General features: G+C 60.7%; 17 protein-coding genes and 3 tRNA genes. 6 read left to right on the top strand and 14 right to left on the bottom strand.

All coding sequences use genetic code 11. The features are described from left to right. Window positions 1-127: 127 nt before the first annotated feature. The 10 genes from OKW44_RS34115 to rph all read right to left on the bottom strand — a co-directional run bounded on the left by OKW44_RS34115 (window position 128) and on the right by rph (window position 7,339). Window positions 128-298, bottom strand: coding sequence for a hypothetical protein (locus OKW44_RS34115; RefSeq protein WP_018421472.1), 171 nt, complete (start codon window positions 296-298; stop codon window positions 128-130). Window positions 299-582: 284 nt separating this feature from the next. After that, on the bottom strand, window positions 583-1,509 hold the full coding sequence (locus tag OKW44_RS34120; protein ID WP_162633986.1) for a BRO-N domain-containing protein: 927 nt from the start codon (window positions 1,507-1,509) through the stop codon (window positions 583-585). Next, window positions 1,490-1,786: a hypothetical protein gene (locus OKW44_RS34125; RefSeq protein WP_018421470.1), complete on the bottom strand. Its 297-nt coding sequence runs from the start codon at window positions 1,784-1,786 to the stop codon at window positions 1,490-1,492. The genes OKW44_RS34120 and OKW44_RS34125 overlap by 20 nt, the downstream gene beginning before the upstream one ends. Further along, window positions 1,786-2,007, bottom strand: coding sequence for a hypothetical protein (locus OKW44_RS34130; protein WP_018421469.1), 222 nt, complete (start codon window positions 2,005-2,007; stop codon window positions 1,786-1,788). The genes OKW44_RS34125 and OKW44_RS34130 overlap by 1 nt, the downstream gene beginning before the upstream one ends. A 147-nt stretch (window positions 2,008-2,154) precedes the next feature. Next, window positions 2,155-3,081 (bottom strand): DUF6387 family protein, encoded by a 927-nt coding sequence (locus OKW44_RS34135; RefSeq protein WP_162633985.1) that lies wholly within the window; start codon window positions 3,079-3,081, stop codon window positions 2,155-2,157. A gap of 66 nt (window positions 3,082-3,147) precedes the next feature. Next, complete coding sequence (locus tag OKW44_RS34140) at window positions 3,148-4,386, bottom strand: tyrosine-type recombinase/integrase (protein WP_018421467.1); 1,239 nt, start codon at window positions 4,384-4,386, stop codon at window positions 3,148-3,150. A gap of 186 nt (window positions 4,387-4,572) precedes the next feature. Further along, a tRNA-Ser gene (locus OKW44_RS34145) sits at window positions 4,573-4,662 on the bottom strand. 54 nt (window positions 4,663-4,716) lie between these two features. Next, window positions 4,717-5,946, bottom strand: a complete 1,230-nt coding sequence (gene hemW / locus OKW44_RS34150; RefSeq protein WP_018421466.1) for a radical SAM family heme chaperone HemW — start codon at window positions 5,944-5,946, stop codon at window positions 4,717-4,719. Further along, window positions 5,943-6,605 (bottom strand): RdgB/HAM1 family non-canonical purine NTP pyrophosphatase, encoded by a 663-nt coding sequence (gene rdgB, locus OKW44_RS34155; protein ID WP_018421465.1) that lies wholly within the window; start codon window positions 6,603-6,605, stop codon window positions 5,943-5,945. The genes hemW and rdgB overlap by 4 nt, the downstream gene beginning before the upstream one ends. After that, window positions 6,602-7,339, bottom strand: coding sequence for a ribonuclease PH (gene rph, locus OKW44_RS34160; protein WP_026225983.1), 738 nt, complete (start codon window positions 7,337-7,339; stop codon window positions 6,602-6,604). The genes rdgB and rph overlap by 4 nt, the downstream gene beginning before the upstream one ends. Before the next feature lie 325 nt (window positions 7,340-7,664). On the opposite strand from rph, the gene OKW44_RS34165 reads away from it, so the two are divergent. From OKW44_RS34165 to OKW44_RS34185, 5 genes are all read left to right on the top strand, one after another. Beyond that, window positions 7,665-8,588 (top strand): YicC/YloC family endoribonuclease, encoded by a 924-nt coding sequence (locus tag OKW44_RS34165; RefSeq protein WP_018421463.1) that lies wholly within the window; start codon window positions 7,665-7,667, stop codon window positions 8,586-8,588. A gap of 19 nt (window positions 8,589-8,607) precedes the next feature. After that, a complete protein-coding gene (gmk, locus tag OKW44_RS34170; RefSeq protein WP_018421462.1) occupies window positions 8,608-9,291 on the top strand; it encodes a guanylate kinase in 684 nt (227 codons plus the stop codon). A gap of 60 nt (window positions 9,292-9,351) precedes the next feature. Beyond that, window positions 9,352-9,555, top strand: coding sequence for a DNA-directed RNA polymerase subunit omega (gene rpoZ, locus OKW44_RS34175; protein WP_008921215.1), 204 nt, complete (start codon window positions 9,352-9,354; stop codon window positions 9,553-9,555). 98 nt (window positions 9,556-9,653) lie between these two features. Then, window positions 9,654-12,014: a RelA/SpoT family protein gene (locus OKW44_RS34180; protein WP_018421461.1), complete on the top strand. Its 2,361-nt coding sequence runs from the start codon at window positions 9,654-9,656 to the stop codon at window positions 12,012-12,014. A 123-nt stretch (window positions 12,015-12,137) separates the two neighbouring features. After that, the gene (locus OKW44_RS34185; RefSeq protein WP_018421460.1) at window positions 12,138-12,623 is read left to right on the top strand and encodes a phage protein NinX family protein; all 486 of its coding nucleotides are present in this window, start codon (window positions 12,138-12,140) and stop codon (window positions 12,621-12,623) included. Window positions 12,624-12,697: 74 nt separating this feature from the next. On the opposite strand, the gene OKW44_RS34190 is transcribed toward OKW44_RS34185, so the two are convergent. Both OKW44_RS34190 and OKW44_RS34195 read right to left on the bottom strand, forming a co-directional pair. Then, window positions 12,698-12,774 (bottom strand) — tRNA-Arg (locus tag OKW44_RS34190). A gap of 75 nt (window positions 12,775-12,849) precedes the next feature. After that, a tRNA-Arg gene (locus OKW44_RS34195) sits at window positions 12,850-12,926 on the bottom strand. Window positions 12,927-13,049: 123 nt separating this feature from the next. On the opposite strand from OKW44_RS34195, the gene greB reads away from it, so the two are divergent. Beyond that, window positions 13,050-13,619 carry a transcription elongation factor GreB gene (greB, locus tag OKW44_RS34200; RefSeq protein WP_018421459.1) on the top strand — a complete coding sequence of 190 codons (570 nt, stop codon included), beginning with the start codon at window positions 13,050-13,052 and terminating at the stop codon, window positions 13,617-13,619. A 134-nt stretch (window positions 13,620-13,753) separates the two neighbouring features. Here the strand turns inward: greB and OKW44_RS34205 are convergent, their stop codons facing one another. Both OKW44_RS34205 and OKW44_RS34210 read right to left on the bottom strand, forming a co-directional pair. Beyond that, window positions 13,754-14,923 carry a porin gene (locus OKW44_RS34205; RefSeq protein ID WP_018421458.1) on the bottom strand — a complete coding sequence of 390 codons (1,170 nt, stop codon included), beginning with the start codon at window positions 14,921-14,923 and terminating at the stop codon, window positions 13,754-13,756. A gap of 525 nt (window positions 14,924-15,448) precedes the next feature. Beyond that, window positions 15,449-15,697, bottom strand: a complete 249-nt coding sequence (locus OKW44_RS34210) for a hypothetical protein (protein WP_018421457.1) — start codon at window positions 15,695-15,697, stop codon at window positions 15,449-15,451. Window positions 15,698-15,881 lie beyond the last annotated feature (184 nt).

A 15,881-nucleotide genomic window follows, 5' to 3' on the forward strand; every position in this document is an offset into this window, starting at 1 on the left:
GCCTTGGCTTACGGCATGCGCACGGACGAGGTAGCTGGCGACAGGGCTAACAGGGATGCGGGATGGGCTGTCTGCGTGGTCGAGTGCATCGCCAACAGGACCGTGATTGCGTTCGAGGAAGGGCAGCCTACGCATGGCGCACCTCCGCAGGGGCGATTTCGGCAAGGCGAACAAGGACTTGACCGGCCAGCTCCAACGCGTCGTAGACGGTCGGCGCGGTCGCAGCGTCGCGCAGGGCGCGGTTGATGATTTGAATGGCGGGTTCGGTTTGCTGAGGACGAGCGGGACCTTGGCGCATGGTGCGACCTCTTCGGTTTGCGGTTAATCCGCGTCCCACTGTCAAATGGGGCGAGCGGGCACAAGGCAAGGTTGACAGACCGGAAACCGAAGGAACCGGCGCATCCGAAGATGCCCCCGCCGAGGCCCGCCCATTGAAGAAGGCGCACGAAGGCGACACGCACAAAAAAGCCGCTATGCGCGGCTGTGCGCTTCGATTGTTCGGGCTGTCAAACCCGGTACCTGTTGTCTCAGGCACGCGCTCAGTACATCCGAACGCGTCAGGCTTACAAGCACGGGAATGCATTAAGCGTCCTCCGTGTCGGCGTTGCGCACGATATCGAGCAGATCGGCGAAACGATGTTCGTACCAGTGCGGCTGGACTTCGCGCGGGCATTGCGGGGATGCGATGTTTTTGCCGAACTTGAGACCCGGCCCAGTGATAACCCAGAAGAATTTAACGCCGTCAGGATGGCTCTTGCCTGGCTTCGTCTTGCGCGAATCCTTCCTCATGTACCCAAGGCGCGCCAAGGCGACATAAAAGGCTGTCGCGCCCATTTCCGTACCGGTCGCTTTAAGCAGCACCGTCGCGGACTTCGTGACTTCGCTGGAGGCAGCATTCGGGTCCGGCGAATCGATTGTATGGCTCGGCAGCAAGCCCACGTCGAGCTTGTGAGTGCGTGCAACACGCTGGAAGGCGGCAAGCTTGCTAGACGCCGAATAATTGAAGGCGCGCGCCGCAATCTCCGCGAGATGCAGGTCGCCAACAATCGTAGTCGGCGCGGACGGCGCGGGATCGGGGGCGGCGGGCATGACATAGGCTCCCGTCTTGCGGATCGACGGCAACACTTCACTACGAACCCACTTGGCGAAACGCTTTGCTTCGGGCTTGCGCGAGCGCATCACAAGCGCATAGAAACCGGATTCCGTGATGCAATTGGTCGGACCGCCCGGCAACCCTATGTTAAACATAGCCTTCTCGTCGTCGTCCAAGGGCTGTACCGCTTGCGTCGGGTTCGCGATACCCAGCACAGCGCACACATCGACGACGACGAACCATGTCGATCCATCGACCGTTACGACGATGCGAACGGCAGCACCGCCGAACAGGAACACGCGCGTATTAGGCGCGGCACTGCCGCTAATTGCACCCATCAGAACGGCTTTAGCGTGCGAGTCGTCGCCAACCACGACGACCGGATTGGTTTTGCTCCTAGCCATGATCGGCTCCAAGGTAGCTGTCGGGACGGCGCACGGCGGTTTCGAGACGGCAGCGCGCGTTGTGAAGGTCGTTACGGGCGGCGCACAGGGAGCGGTATGTCTTGCGAGTAGCGCGATGGAACTCCGGGTCGTCGCGGTCGATGCAGGTCAGCCCGTGGCGTTCCCAAAAGCGTGCGCACCCTTCGCAATACTCGTCGCGAGCGATGCGCATGGCGGACTGGGCGCGGACAAAATCGATGGCACGGCGTGCCACAAGGTCGGCGGTCCAAGGGGTCGCGAGCGGGGCCATTACACGGCCTCCGGCATCAAGCGCTTGCGGAGCGCGCCAACATTCCAGCGCGTGTGCCCAGCAATATTGATCGGTTTAGGCAGATGGCCGCGTTTAGTGCGTGCCCAGACGGCAGCAACGCTACAGTCGCAGAGTTCTGCAACGACTTCGACAGAGACACCAGCCGCGTTCGGCAACGTGTCGAAGTTAGAGATGTCTTTCTTGGCTTTCTTCGCTTTCATCGTATCGACTCAAAATTGTCCAAACTTGGACGGGTCGATACTGATTAGATACCTGAAACAAACTTGAAACGAGTAATGGCGCAGCGAGGCATTAGACGCCGGAATGTGATCGTAACTTCACGAGGGCGGCCTATGTTCGCGCATTACTCATTCCGGAGTCTGAATTCGGTTTTTTCGTTCCGCCTTGATGTGCTGCGCTTGCATTAGTCGAAGTATCCGCACGTCCATCAACCTCTTTGCTTCGCGCGCGACGACCTTCCGAACCCGGTCTTCAGGACTAACGTTAAATTCGTCGGGAAAGAGTACGCGTCCCATTAATGAAGTCCCGATTTTCAGATTCCTCGATTGCGCCCAAAGGAGCAGGTCGATATATGCGAGTACGCGCATGTCGGACCAAAGCTTCAGGTCGGATGCCGAAAATGAGCGAGTTAGGGGAACAATCTGAAGATTGATTCGAGTTTCTGCGACCCACCTTTTAAAATCCTCGATCAATTCATCGTCGGGAGTCTCCAAGTCAACATTCGCAGCCACAAAACCGCCGAATCTTTTACCTTCGCCGTAGACTTCTTTAGTCATAACCCATGCCGGGGTTTCGATGAGATAGTCGGCGCAAATGTACGCCTCTTCTGATGCGTTCGGTATTTCGGCGTGAGTTTCTATGTCAAACGCTTCCTTCGCCCGCTCATAGATTCTACGAAACCCCGCGAACTCTTCGGCTTCGAAGAAATCTCGTACGCGAAGAATTTGCATACAGCTAAATCCGCGAACTCGCCTTTCGACTGCCGGCGTAGAGTTCGGGTGTCCATCTATAGCGCCTTCCTCAGCGCTCCCGAAACTGAGTTCAGGATTGTCGAACACTGCTGCCGTCGTCGCGCGCATGATGGCATCGTCCTTGGGATCGTCAAAAGACAATGGAATGATCGACTCGCGAACGATTCGCTCGTAGAGGTTTCCGACCCACCATCCTAGGTCCTTGCCAGCGCAGACCTTGTATTTGCTCAAGTCAAAATTTTTTGGTATTTCTTCGTATTTAGCCCGTCGAATGCTCATTATTTGCCTTGTTGAAGAGATCATTGAGAGTCGTGCGAGTCGGGTAGCGAGACCCGGCGTTCGTCCTGTCGGCCTAGGTACGGCCAACCTCTACGCTTGCTCGTGAATTGGAATCACGTCTCCCGCCGTGATGATCGTCGCGCAAAATTCGGCCCAATCTGTCATTAGTCGGCGGCGCTTTTCCAGCACGTCGCCGCGCCAGTAGGCAGCTTCTGTCGCATCGCCCTTGATGTGTGCCAGCGCAACTTCTGCAAGCTCGCGCGGATAGTTCGTGTATTCACCCGCCCAGTCCCGGAACGTTGACCGGAAACCGTGCGGCGTCGCCTTCAGGCCCTGCCGCCGCATGATCGCGAGCAGGGACATATCCGACAGCGCGCCGCCAGCACGTGGACTTGGGAATACAAGATCAGCGCCATCTTTGCGCTCGATGGACTTAATCAACTTCACGGCTGCGGACGATAACGGGACACGATGTTCTTTCTTCGCCTTCATTTTTTCCGCAGGTACGGCCCATATCTGCTTTTCGAGATCGATCTCAGACCACTCGGCGAACCTCGCTTCACCAGAGCGTGCACCAGTCAAGATTGCGAACTCAAGACAGCGAGCACTTACGCCTTCCGTCGCTCGAAGCTTTTCCATGAACACCCCCATCTGAACGATAGGCAGTGCGGGGTGATTGCGAACGCGCTTCGTCTTCTTCGGGGCGGATAACAGCTTGTCAAGGTTCCCGCGCCACGCGGCAGGGTTGATGCCCTCATCTCGAAACCCTTTGACGCGCGCCCAATCAAGAACAGCTTCCAGCCGTCCACGAAGGCGTGAGGCGGTCTCCGTCTTTGTGGCCCAGATCGGCTCAAGAATTTCGGTGACGTGCTCGCGCGTGACGTGCCGGACCATCATCTTCCCGATGACCGGATACGCGAACTCTTCAAGCGTGTATGTCCACTGCGCGCCGTGTTTGGTGTTACGCCACTCGGGTTCCTTCGCCTTCACGAATCGCTTCGCAGCGTCCTCGAACGTCGTTTCGAGTGCTTGGCTCGCGCGCAGTCGGCTGGCGGCTTCCTTTCGCTGCAATACGGGATCGATGCCGTTCACGATCTCGTCGCGCGTCTGCTGTGCCTTCTTTTGTGCGTCTGCCAGTCCGACGCCAGGATAAGCGCCGAGGCCTATCTCGCGCCGTTTCCCGGCCACCGATACCCGGAGCACCCAAGATTTCGATGCGGTGTCTGTGACCTTTAGGTATAGGCCCGCCACGCCGCCTACCGGATGCTTACCCGGCTTCGTCACGCGCTTCACGGCCAGCGCCCCTAATTCCTTCGCTTTCTTCGGCATCGTCGCTCGTCTTCGGCGGCTACTTCCGCCAGTCCACCATCAGGTCCACCATAAAATGTACGACTGAACGCGACGAATCGCAACGAATTTAGACGTTGCAGGGGAGGGGTTTGTGCTGAATGCCTTGCTGAGCGGGGATTTGCGGGGTAAAGCGAGACGAATCTGGACGATTCAAAATGGTCTGGGTGGCGGAGGCGGTGAGATTCGAACTCACGGAAGGATTGCTCCTTCGCCGGTTTTCAAGACCGGTGCCTTAAACCACTCGGCCACACCTCCAAGCCGCGAATTGTAACCTGAAAAGACCTCGTTGCGAGTCCGGCCGACCGGCCATCACTGCGGATCTTTCAGAAACAGCGCCTGCAAGTCGTTCAGGAACGCCTGCCCAAGCGGCGTCGGCGCGATCCGTTCGTGGTCGCGTGTGATCAGCTTGCGCTGTTCCGCTTCCTGCAACGCCGGCTCGATCGTCGTGATCGACAGGCCCGTGCGCTCGATGAACCGATGCACCGGAAATCCTTCTACCAGGCGCAGCGCGTTCAGCATGAACTCGAACGGCAGATCGCGCGGCCCGACCTCATGCTCTTCCTGCACGCCTGCACCAGCCCTGGCCTGCTCGATGAACGTGGTCGGATGTTTGTAGCGCGCCTGGCGCACGATGCGATTAGGAAACGACAGCTTCGTATGCGCGCCCGCGCCGATGCCGAGATAGTCGCCGAAGCGCCAGTAGTTCAGATTGTGTTTGCTCTGCCGATGCGGCTGCGCATACGCGGACACCTCATAGCGCCCGTAGCCGGCCTCGGCGGTGCGTTGATGAATCCAGTCCTGCATGTCTGCGGACGCGTCGTCGTCGGGCAACGCGGGAGGAAACTTGGCGAATAGCGTGTTCGGTTCGAGCGTCAGGTGATACAGCGACAGATGCGGCGGTGCAAACGACAACGCCGTCTCGACGTCGGTCTGGCATTCGGCGAGCGTTTGCTTGGGCAGCGCGAACATCAGGTCGAGGTTGAAGTTGTCGAACGTGGTCGCGGCGACTTCGACCGCGTGACGCGCCTGCGCCGCGTCGTGAATACGGCCGAGCGCCTTCAGATGCGTTTCGTTGAAACTCTGGATGCCCACCGACAGCCGGTTCACGCCACTTGCGCGAAACTGCGCGAACTTATCGGCTTCGAACGTGCCGGGGTTCGCTTCGAGCGTGATTTCCGCGTCGGCGTCGAGCGGCAGCAGCGCGCGAATATCCGACAGCATGCGATCGAGTCCCGCCGCCGACAGCAGACTCGGCGTGCCCCCGCCGATGAACACCGTATGCACCTGGCGCCCCCAGATCAGCGGCAACGCCATTTCCAGATCGGCGCGCAGCGCGTCGAGGTAGTCGTTCTCCGGAAACGTCTCGCCTTTCCACTCGTGCGAATTGAAGTCGCAGTACGGGCACTTGCGCACGCACCACGGGAAATGCACGTACAACGCAAGTGGCGGCAGCGACGTCAAACGGATGCTGCCCGGCGACGTGAACGCACTGACGACACCTTTGCCGATGTCCGCCGGCGTCGATCGGATCGGAATCACGCTTCCTCCGATAGACGCGCGAGCAGTTGCCGCAGCGCGATCGCGCGATGGCTGCTCGCGTTCTTGACCGCCGGCTCGAGTTCGGCGGCGCTCGCGTTCAGCGACGGCAGATAGAAGTACGGGTCGTAACCGAAGCCATGCTCGCCGCGCGGCGCGTTCAGGATTTCGCCATGCCAGCGGCCTTCGGCGATCAGCGGTTCGGGATCGTCCGCGTGACGCACGAGTGCGAGCACGCAATAGTAATAGCCGCGGCGGTCGCTCACGTCCCGCAGTTCGTCGACGAGGCGCGCGTTGTTCGCCGCGTCGCTTTTCTCGCCGCCGGCGAGTTGCGCGAAGCGCGCCGAATAGACGCCCGGCGCGCCGAGCAGCGCGCGCACGCAGAGGCCCGAATCGTCGGCGAGCGCGGGCAGACCGGTGAGCCTCGCGGCGTGACGCGCCTTCGTCAGCGCGTTTTCGACGAAGGTGGGATGCGGTTCTTCCGCTTCCGGCACGTTGAGTTCGCCTTGCGCGATCAACTCGATGCCGGCCGCGCCGAGCAGCGCCGCAAATTCGCGCAGCTTGCCCGCGTTGTTCGACGCGAGCACGACCTTTTTCAGAGGCATTCCCGACGTTACGCCGTGAGCATTGTTCGCGCCGCCGTCCTGACGAACCTCATTCACTGCTGCACTCCCAGCGCGTCTTTCTGCTTCGCGATCAACGTGCTGATGCCGTCGCTAGCGAGATCGAGCAGCGCATTCATTTCTTCGCGCGAGAACGGCACGCCTTCCGCGGTGCCCTGAATTTCGACGAAGCCGCCCGCCCCCGTCATTACGACGTTCATGTCGGTGTCGCACTGCGAGTCTTCGTCGTAGTCGAGGTCGAGCACCGGCACGCCGTCGTACACGCCGACCGAAATCGCGGCGACGTAATCCAGGATCGGCGAGCTTTCGATGCGGCCCGTAGCGAGCAATCCGGCGACCGCATCATGCGCGGCGACGAACGCGCCGGTGATGCTCGCGGTGCGTGTGCCGCCATCGGCCTGGATCACGTCGCAGTCGAGATTGAGCGTGCGCGCGCCGAGCTTCTCGAGATCGAACACCGAGCGCAGCGCGCGGCCGATCAGCCGCTGGATTTCTTGCGTGCGGCCGGTTTGTTTGCCGCGCGCGGCTTCACGGTCGCTGCGGGTATGCGTGGCGCGCGGCAGCATGCCGTATTCGGCGGTGAGCCAGCCCTGGCCACGATCGCGCAGAAACGGCGGTACGCTCTCGCTGACGCTCGCGGTGCAGATCACCTTGGTGTCGCCGAATTCGACCAGCACCGAGCCCTCCGCATGCTTCGTGTAGTGACGCGTGATGCGCACGTCGCGCAACTGGTGGGGCTGGCGGCCGCTGGGGCGTTGGGTGTCGTTGCTCATGTCGGAATGGGTCGGGATGGGCCGGAGGAGGGCGGAAGAAAAACACTGATTTTACCGCCGATCGGATAGGGCGGTTGCCCAGACGGATGGCACGCGAGGTTGGGGGCGACGCGTGCGGCATGAGTACGTAAGCGCATCTTAACGACGAGCGGCAATCTGTAGTGATATGACGACCACGTCCGGAGCCGTATCCCTGCTCGCTCGCGAGGGGATGGCTGCGACAAAAATGGGATAATGCCGATTCCCCGCCCCGCGTCTCGTACACGCCGGGCGATCCGCTTCCCAGGCCATCGTTCAACGCATGGCCGCAATCGCGAGAAAAACGATGATCTACAGCATGACTGGCTATGCGAGCGCCACGCGCGAACTCGTGGCAGCCTCGGGCACGGGTGGCGTCAGCGTGTCGGTCGAATTGCGCACAGTGAACTCGCGCTTTCTCGATCTGAACTTCCGCATGCCGGAAGACGTGCGCGTCGTCGAACCGACGCTGCGCGAGATGCTGATGAACAAGCTGTCGCGCGGCAAGGTCGACATTCGCGTGAATCTGCAGCGCAGCGAGCAGTCGGCGAACGCGGGCGCGATCAACCGCGACGCGCTCGCGCAACTCGCGCAGCTGGAACGCACGGTGCTCGGCACGTTTCCTGAAGCCGGCCGTCTGCGCACCGGCGAAATTTTGCGCTGGCCGGGCGTGCTCGCCGAAAGCGGCATCGCGCCCGAGACGCTGCGCGACGCGGTGCTCGGATGCGGCAAGCAGGCGATCGCGGACCTGATCGACGTGCGCGCGCGCGAAGGCGCGCAACTCGCGACGATGCTGCTCGCCAACGTCACCGAAATGGAGGCGATCGTCGTGAAGATCACCCCGCTCGTGCCCGAGCTGATTGCGCGACATCAGCAGAAAATCGTCGAGCGTCTGCAGGAAGCGCTCGGCATCGCCGCGCCGGATGCGGCCGTGACGATCGTGTCGCGCGAAGAGATCAACGAGCGGATTCGCCAGGAAGTGACGATGTACGGGATTCGCATCGACATCGCCGAAGAGCTGTCGCGCCTCACCGCGCACCTGAACGAAACGCGTCACGTGATCGAGAAGGGCGGCAAGGTCGGCAAGCGGCTCGACTTCATGATGCAGGAGCTGAACCGCGAAGCGAACACGCTCGGTTCGAAGGCGGCGGCGAAGGAACTCGCGGATTCGTCGATGACGCTGAAGCTCTTGATCGAACAGATGCGCGAGCAGGTACAGAATCTCGAATAAGGCTGGAGCACGACACATCATGACCGACCACCATCCACGCGAAACCGGCGCGGCGCGCCATCCGTACGCCGGCGCTTATCCCGGCAACCTGTTCATGGTCGTCGCGCCGTCGGGAGCGGGCAAGTCGACGCTCGTGAACGCGCTGCTCGCGGGCGACGACGCGATCCGTCTGTCGATCTCCTACACGACTCGCCCGCCGCGTCCGAAGGAGCAGGACGGCGAGCACTATCACTTCACGACCGTCGAAGATTTCATGCAGCGTCACGACGCGGGCGAGTTTCTCGAAAGCGCGGAAGTGCACGGCAACTATTACGGCACGTCGCGCGTGTGGATCGAGGAGCAGATGAAAAACGGCCATGACGTGCTGCTCGAAATCGACTGGCAGGGTGCGCAGCAGGTGAAGAAGCAATTCCACAACGCGGTGGAGATTTTCATTCTGCCGCCGTCGCTCGAAGCGCTCGAGGAGCGTCTGAGAAAACGTGGCCAGGACCAGCCGAACGTAATCACGCGACGCCTGCTCGCGGCGGGCGGCGAGATGGCGCACGCGGCCGAAGCGGAGTACGTCGTGATCAACGAGAACTTCGATCGCGCGCTCGCCGAACTGCAGTGCCTCGTCGGCGCGACGCGCTCGCGCTTCGCGTCGCAGTACGCGCGTCACACGCAGCTTTTCATGCAGCTCGGCATCCACCTGCCGCACGCGTGAGCGCGGCGTGGTGTCAAGCACATAAGGTAGAATGAGCAACATACTGAGAAGGAACCCAACATGGCCCGCATTACCGTCGAAGACTGCCTCAAACAGATCCCGAACCGTTTCGAACTCGCGCTTGCCGCAACCTATCGCGCGCGTCAACTCGCTCAAGGCCACACGCCGAAAATCGAAAGCCGCGACAAGCCCACCGTCCTCGCGCTGCGTGAAATCGCATCGGGGCAGGTCGGCGTCGAAATGCTGAAGAAGGTGCCGGTCTAAGGCCCAGGGATTTTCGTTTTCGACTTGCCGGTATTCGCCACACCGGATTGCTCAACGTGCAGAACTGCGTCCAACCCTGACCGCTACCGGAGGCGACCATGAGTGCTACCCCGCCCACCGCCACGGAAGCGGAGCACGACACCGACTCGCCGTCGTCTGCACGCAAGTACATCGACGCAGTCCTCGAGCAATCGTTTCGTCATCTGTTCGGGCCGACCGCCACGCCGGAGCAGCCGCGCCGGCATGACGTCGTCTCCATCGCCAATCTGACGTCTGCGCTGTCCGGCTATCTGCAGCCGGAAGAGATCAAGGACATCAAGGCGGCGTTCCACTTCAGCGACGAAGCTCACCTCGGCCAGTATCGCCAGAGCGGCGAGCCCTACATCACGCATCCGGTCGCCGTCGCGGAAATCTGCGCGGGCTGGAATCTCGACGCCCAGGCGATCATGGCGGCGCTGCTGCACGACGTGATGGAAGACCAGGGCGTAACCAAGGCGGAGCTCGCCGAGCGTTTCGGCGCGAAGGTCGCGGAGCTGGTCGACGGTTTGTCGAAGCTGGACAAGATGGAGTTTCGCAATCGCGAGGAGGCGCAAGCGGAGAACTTCCGCAAGATGCTGCTCGCGATGGCGCGCGACGTGCGCGTGATCCTCGTGAAGCTCGCCGACCGGCTGCACAACATGCGCACGCTCGGCGCGGTGCCGCCGGAGAAACGTCGCCGTGTCGCGCGCGAAACGCTAGACATTTACGCGCCGATCGCTCACCGGCTCGGCCTGAATAATACCTATCGCGAGCTGCAGGACCTGAGCTTCGCGAACTTCAACCCGCACCGTTACGCGACACTCGAAAAAGCCGTGAAGGCGGCGCGCGGCAATCGTCGCGAGGTGGTCGGCAAGATTCTCGAATCGGTGCAGCGCGCGATTGCGGACGCGAAGCTCGACGCCGAAGTCACCGGTCGCGAGAAAACCATCTTCAGCATCTACAAGAAGATGCGCGACAAGCAGCTGTCGTTTTCGCAGGTGCTCGACGTGTATGGTTTTCGCGTGGTCGTCGAGAGCGCGCTCGAGTGTTATACCTGCATCGGCGCGTTGCATGCGCTTTTCAAGCCTGTTCCGGGCAAGTTCAAGGATTACATCGCGATCCCGAAGGTGAACGGCTATCAGTCGCTGCACACCACGCTCGTCGGCCCGTTCGGCGCACCGATCGAGTTTCAGGTGCGCACGCGCAAGATGCACGAGATCGCCGAAGCGGGCGTTGCCGCGCACTGGCTGTACAAGAACGGCAGCGCGGATCTGAACGACGTGCAGATGCGTGCGCACCAGTGGCTGAAGTCGCTGCTCGACATTCAGAGCGAAGCGGGCGATTCGAGCGAATTCCTCGAGCACGTGAAGATCGACCTGTTCCCGGATGCGGTCTACGTGTTCACGCCGAAGTCGAAGATCATGGCGCTGCCGCGCGGCGCCACCGCGCTCGACTTCGCATACTCGATCCACAGCGACCTCGGCAACCAGTGCGTCGCGGTGAAGATCAACAACGAGCTGTTGCCGTTGCGTACCGAGCTGAAGAGTGGCGACATCGTCGAAGTCATTACGGCGCCGTATTCGAAGCCGAACCCCGCATGGCTCGGCTTCGTGCGCAGCGGCAAGGCGCGCTCGGCGATCCGTCATTATCTGAAGACGATGCGTCTGAACGAGTCGGTGCAGCTCGGCGAGCGTCTCGTCGATCAAGCGTTGAAGGGCTATGGCCTCGCGCTATCGGATGTGACGCCGGAGGCGTGGGAAAAGCTCGTGCAGTGGACGGGCAACAAGAACCGTCAGGAAATTTTCGCGGACATCGGTCTCGGCCGGCGGGTCGCCGCGGTGATGGCCAAGCGCATCGAAGTGTTGATGAGCGGGCGCGACGCCGACGACGACGGCTCGCGCTCCGAGTCCGGCTCGACGCCGCACGCGCCGCCGGTCGTCATCACCGGTACCGAGGGCATGTCGGTGCAGCTGTCCGCGTGTTGCCGTCCGATTCCAGGCGACGACATTATGGGCTATATCGGCATCGGTCTCGGCATGGCGATTCATACCACCGACTGCCGCGTCGCGCAGCGTATCCACCGGCGCGATCCGGGCCGCTGGATCGACGTCGCGTGGGCACCGCAGCCGGGTCGGCTGTTCGATGTCGCGGTCAAGGTACTGGTCAAGAACACCAAGGGCGTGTTCGCCCGCGTAGCGGCCGACATCACATCGGCGGACGCGAACATCGTCCATATCGCGATGGACGAGGATCTGTCGCAGGAATCCACGATTCTGCGCTTTGTGATTCAGGTCAGCGACCGTGTGCATCTGGCCAACGTGATGCGGCGCGTGCGCACGAATCTCGATGTGATGCGCATCACGCGTGAGCGGCCTAGCGAAGAGGGGCATCACCGCCACGACGGCGGCATGCGCATCGACCGCGAGCGCGCGGATTACTGAACGGCTTCAGGCTGGGCGTCGGCACGGCTTGGACTGGCGCTTCGCGCCAGTCAGGCATCTTTCGTGCGGCGGCTCAGGATACAACTCAAGGCAGGTCTCACCTGAACTCCAGGGGGAACGCAGATGAACGTGTCCGACCTCGCTGGCGTGGCGCTCGATTACTGGGTGGCGCGCGGCCTGCACGACTTCGTGCGCGAAATCTACTTTACCGATAGTGGCGAGACTGTTGCGATCCGCGGCAACGATCGTGGTCGTCCGTGGGACGGGCGTTTCTCGCCTTCCGCGTCATGGGAGGCGGCTGCCGTTGTGCTCGAGCGCGCGATGCGGCTCGACGTGCGGGAGCAGAGCGATAAAGGCGCGGTATGCGTCGCTGAGTTCAAGGGCGGGCAGCGAGCCTCGGAGGGAATGGGCGACTCGCTGCGCATTGCTTTGCTGCGGGCGTTTGTCGTGAGCCATTTCGGCGATACCGTCGACGACGTGCTGCGCGAGCGCCAGGCACTGACCGGCATACGGACCGAGACGATCAGCGAGCAAACGGTGGGCGGGGTCGTCGAGGACTTGCCGCACCCGGATGGGCAAATTGGGGATATCCAGTCGCCGCCGCGATGAGTGCTGGCGCACGGGCACGGCATGGTGCGCCAGAAAAAACAAAGGGCCTTCTGGTTTGGAAGGCCCTTCATAGGTGGTGCGGCTGGCAGGATTCGAACCCACGACCCCTTGGTTCGTAGCCAAGTACTCTATCCAACTGAGCTACAGCCGCACGCAAAACGGTGATGCTTACTGTAAAAACTGATGAAACCTGAGAGCTCACTGTAAGGAGCGCCCTCGAATAAGGTGGCGCGGCTGGCAGGATTCGAACCCACGACCCCTTGGTTCGTAGCCAAGTACTCTATCCAACTGAGCTACAGCCGCACACAGAAACGAGATTATAGCCAACGGATTTGAAAAACGGAAGCCCATGACGGCGATTTGTGTCGCCGGCCCGATCGTGTAACCTCTTATGAGATTGTTGCTAGTTGCTGTTAACGGATGATTATGAACAAGGCCTTTGTCAAAGAGTCGAGCGAAGACAACGATGATGATCTCGACATCGCCCAGCCCGACGTGCCCGCAGGCACCAAAAACTACATGACTCCCGCGGGTCATCGGCGTATGCGTGATGAATTGCTTCGTCTGATCGATGTCGAGCGGCCCGAGGTTGTCAAGCTCGTGTCGTGGGCGGCGTCGAACGGCGACCGCTCGGAGAATGGCGACTACATCTACGGCAAACGCCGTCTGCGGGAAATCGACCGGCGCATCCGTTTTCTGACCAAGCGACTCGATCTAGCCGAGGTCGTCGATAGCAGCCGGCAGGAAAACGTCGACCAGGTGTTTTTCGGCGCGACGGTCGACTATGCGACCGAGGACGGCGAAGAGCATCAGGTGACGATCGTCGGTGTCGACGAGGTCGACCTGGACATCGGGCACGTAAGCTGGATTTCGCCCATTGCGCGTGCGCTGCTAAAGGCTAAAGTCGGCGATACGGTCACGCTGTTCACGCCGGCCGGTCCGCAGTCGATCGATATTCTCGACGTCAAGTATCCGCTGCCTGATAGCGGCCGCTAGGCCTCTGGCGAGGACCTGGGCTCACCTGCACGCACGCAGGCCTGCGCACAAAGCGGCAAAAACCCACGTCGGCACGGACATGAAAAAAGGCGCCGCGAACGGCGCCTTCTCTACTGCCAGTCCTTGCGCAGTGCCTAGAAGCGGTGACGCAGACCTGCGGTCACAGCGACTTGCTTGTTGTTGCCCGAAGCACCGCCCACGCCATTGATGTAGGCGTTAACGATCGAGTCTTCGTTTGCTGCCTGATACACGCCTTGCAGATACACGTCGGTACGCTTGGACAATGCGTAATCGGTTTGCAGGTTGACCTGGTTCCAGTGCACGTGCGAGCTGGAGAGGTTGGCGCGGGTGTACGTGTACGCGCCAGCGATGCTGATTGCCGGCGTCAGCGCGTAACGGGCGTTGGCTTCAAAGTTCTGGAACTGAGCGCTGTTGGTCGGAAAGCCGACGCCGCCCGTTATGCCCGATGCGGCCGCGCTGATACCTGCCAAGCCATGCAGGTTCGTCTGCGAGTACACGAGGCCGACCGTTGCCGGGCCGAACGCGTAGTTGGCGCCTGCGCCCCACGTTTGCTGACGCTGAGCGAAGAACGTGTTGTCGCCCGACACCGCGCCACCCGAGTTGAACGCAGCGGCTGCGCTGTTCGCGCCATTGCTGTTCAGTTGCATGTACGCAGCGGCAACGTTCAGGCCGCCCCAGTTATACGACGCGCCCGCACTGTAAGCGCGGTTGTTGGCGAAGCCGGCAGCCTGGTTCGAGAAGCCGTACAAGCCGCCAAACTTGAAGCCGCCGTAGTTCGCGCTCTGGAATTTGGCCGAATTGTTGATACGGAACGAGTTGTTCAAGTTGTCGTTGTCGAACGGGTGCGCGAACTGCGTGCCGCCGTACTGCGTGCCGGTCAGTGCCAGCGGGCCGACGTAGTCGACCATGCTGTCGTATTGACGGCCGAGGGTCACGGCACCGAACTGGTCGCTCGACAGACCGACGAAGGCCTGACGGCCGAACAGACGGCTGTTCTGCTTGAGCGTGCCGTCATTGATGCCGAAGCCGTTCTCCAACGTGAAGATGGCCTTCAGACCGCCGCCCAGATCTTCAGCGCCACGCAGGCCGAAACGGCTACCGTTCACCGAGCCGCTCGTCATCGCCACGTTGGCGCCGTGCTGGTTACTACTCGGATTCGGATGCTGGTTGTTCGTATAAGTGATTCCGGCGTCGATCAGGCCATACAGGGTGACGCTACTTTGTGCGTGCGCTGCAGTTACGAAAACGCCCGACAGGGCAGCGACCATGAGTGTCTTCTTCATTGATATAACTCCAAGAGCGGGAGAGGTATAAAACCCTGGCTTAGGAGACCTTCACGCGAGCGCTGCGAGAAGCGGAATCAGCGTGAGAAGCGCGTTGACCAGATCCGCGCCGGTTTCCGATTAGCCAGAGTGTAGAGAGACACTTCCAGGAGTTGGCGTTCCGATTCGCGCAATAAAGTATTACGCGAGGAGAAACGATCGTTAATCGCCATTCGAGCCTTATAGATAAAGGCTTTGCGCCGACTGGGCGGATTCAGCGTCTGAATTTTCCTAAAGTTCGTTGCTGATTCGCGACATCGAACGATGCGGAAAAACAACGGGAAGAAACGCGGAAAACGATTGTTGTGGTTGCGGCAATAGACGATTGTTAATTGTGTGAATAATCGAACTCGCATACGACCGCTATACTGTGATTTCTGCTTTCCGAAGCAGACTTTTTCACTGACGAAATAGATCTCCAAACCTTTTGTCAGCGCGACCTTCGAGTCGCGCTTTTTTTATCGCGGACGAGCTTCGCGAATGTCTTTAATGAGCGGGCGCGGTACCTTCCGCGTCGTCCCAGTCCGCCTGCGCGGACACGCTCCAGTCTTCCATCACATAACGGCGCGCATCCATTGGCGAGGAGAGCAGGTTCTGCCAGTGGTCTCCGTGCCACATTGGATCGAAGTCGAAAACGGTGAATGAATCCCCGGTCCGTGCGGGCTGGTCGGATACGACCTTTGCATGCGAATGAGTGAGCCAGGCGAAGAGACGGCGAATTTCCTTGGGCAGCATGGCAACCTCCTGAAGCGCATCGCTACAACTGATTTACATCATGCGAGTGAGGCGGCGCCGCAACAAGTCGGACAAACACTTACGCAAAGATGGACTTTGTTACATTCGCATTGCATATTTTCGCAAATTTTCCCGTTTTTTTCTCGGATTATTTTCGTTCAGGTAAATCTGACGCGCCGATCTG

Origin of the sequence: Paraburkholderia lebeckiae (genome assembly GCF_050436325.1) — a bacterium.
Classification (GTDB): domain Bacteria; phylum Pseudomonadota; class Gammaproteobacteria; order Burkholderiales; family Burkholderiaceae; genus Paraburkholderia; species Paraburkholderia tuberum.

What these genes read in the sequence shown, in the direction of transcription:
- OKW44_RS34115 (WP_018421472.1), bottom strand. Translation starts at nt 298, where the DNA reads ATGCGCCAAGGTCCCGCTCGTCCTCAGCAAACCGAACCCGCCATTCAA.
- OKW44_RS34125 (WP_018421470.1), bottom strand. Translation starts at nt 1,786, where the DNA reads ATGGCCCCGCTCGCGACCCCTTGGACCGCCGACCTTGTGGCACGCCGT.
- OKW44_RS34130 (WP_018421469.1), bottom strand. Translation starts at nt 2,007, where the DNA reads ATGAAAGCGAAGAAAGCCAAGAAAGACATCTCTAACTTCGACACGTTG.
- OKW44_RS34135 (WP_162633985.1), bottom strand. Translation starts at nt 3,081, where the DNA reads ATGATCTCTTCAACAAGGCAAATAATGAGCATTCGACGGGCTAAATAC.
- OKW44_RS34140 (WP_018421467.1), bottom strand. Translation starts at nt 4,386, where the DNA reads ATGCCGAAGAAAGCGAAGGAATTAGGGGCGCTGGCCGTGAAGCGCGTG.
- rph (WP_026225983.1), bottom strand. Translation starts at nt 7,339, where the DNA reads ATGAGCAACGACACCCAACGCCCCAGCGGCCGCCAGCCCCACCAGTTG.
- OKW44_RS34165 (WP_018421463.1), top strand. Translation starts at nt 7,665, where the DNA reads ATGATCTACAGCATGACTGGCTATGCGAGCGCCACGCGCGAACTCGTG.
- gmk (WP_018421462.1), top strand. Translation starts at nt 8,608, where the DNA reads ATGACCGACCACCATCCACGCGAAACCGGCGCGGCGCGCCATCCGTAC.
- rpoZ (WP_008921215.1), top strand. Translation starts at nt 9,352, where the DNA reads ATGGCCCGCATTACCGTCGAAGACTGCCTCAAACAGATCCCGAACCGT.
- OKW44_RS34180 (WP_018421461.1), top strand. Translation starts at nt 9,654, where the DNA reads ATGAGTGCTACCCCGCCCACCGCCACGGAAGCGGAGCACGACACCGAC.
- OKW44_RS34185 (WP_018421460.1), top strand. Translation starts at nt 12,138, where the DNA reads ATGAACGTGTCCGACCTCGCTGGCGTGGCGCTCGATTACTGGGTGGCG.
- greB (WP_018421459.1), top strand. Translation starts at nt 13,050, where the DNA reads ATGAACAAGGCCTTTGTCAAAGAGTCGAGCGAAGACAACGATGATGAT.
- OKW44_RS34205 (WP_018421458.1), bottom strand. Translation starts at nt 14,923, where the DNA reads ATGAAGAAGACACTCATGGTCGCTGCCCTGTCGGGCGTTTTCGTAACT.
- OKW44_RS34210 (WP_018421457.1), bottom strand. Translation starts at nt 15,697, where the DNA reads ATGCTGCCCAAGGAAATTCGCCGTCTCTTCGCCTGGCTCACTCATTCG.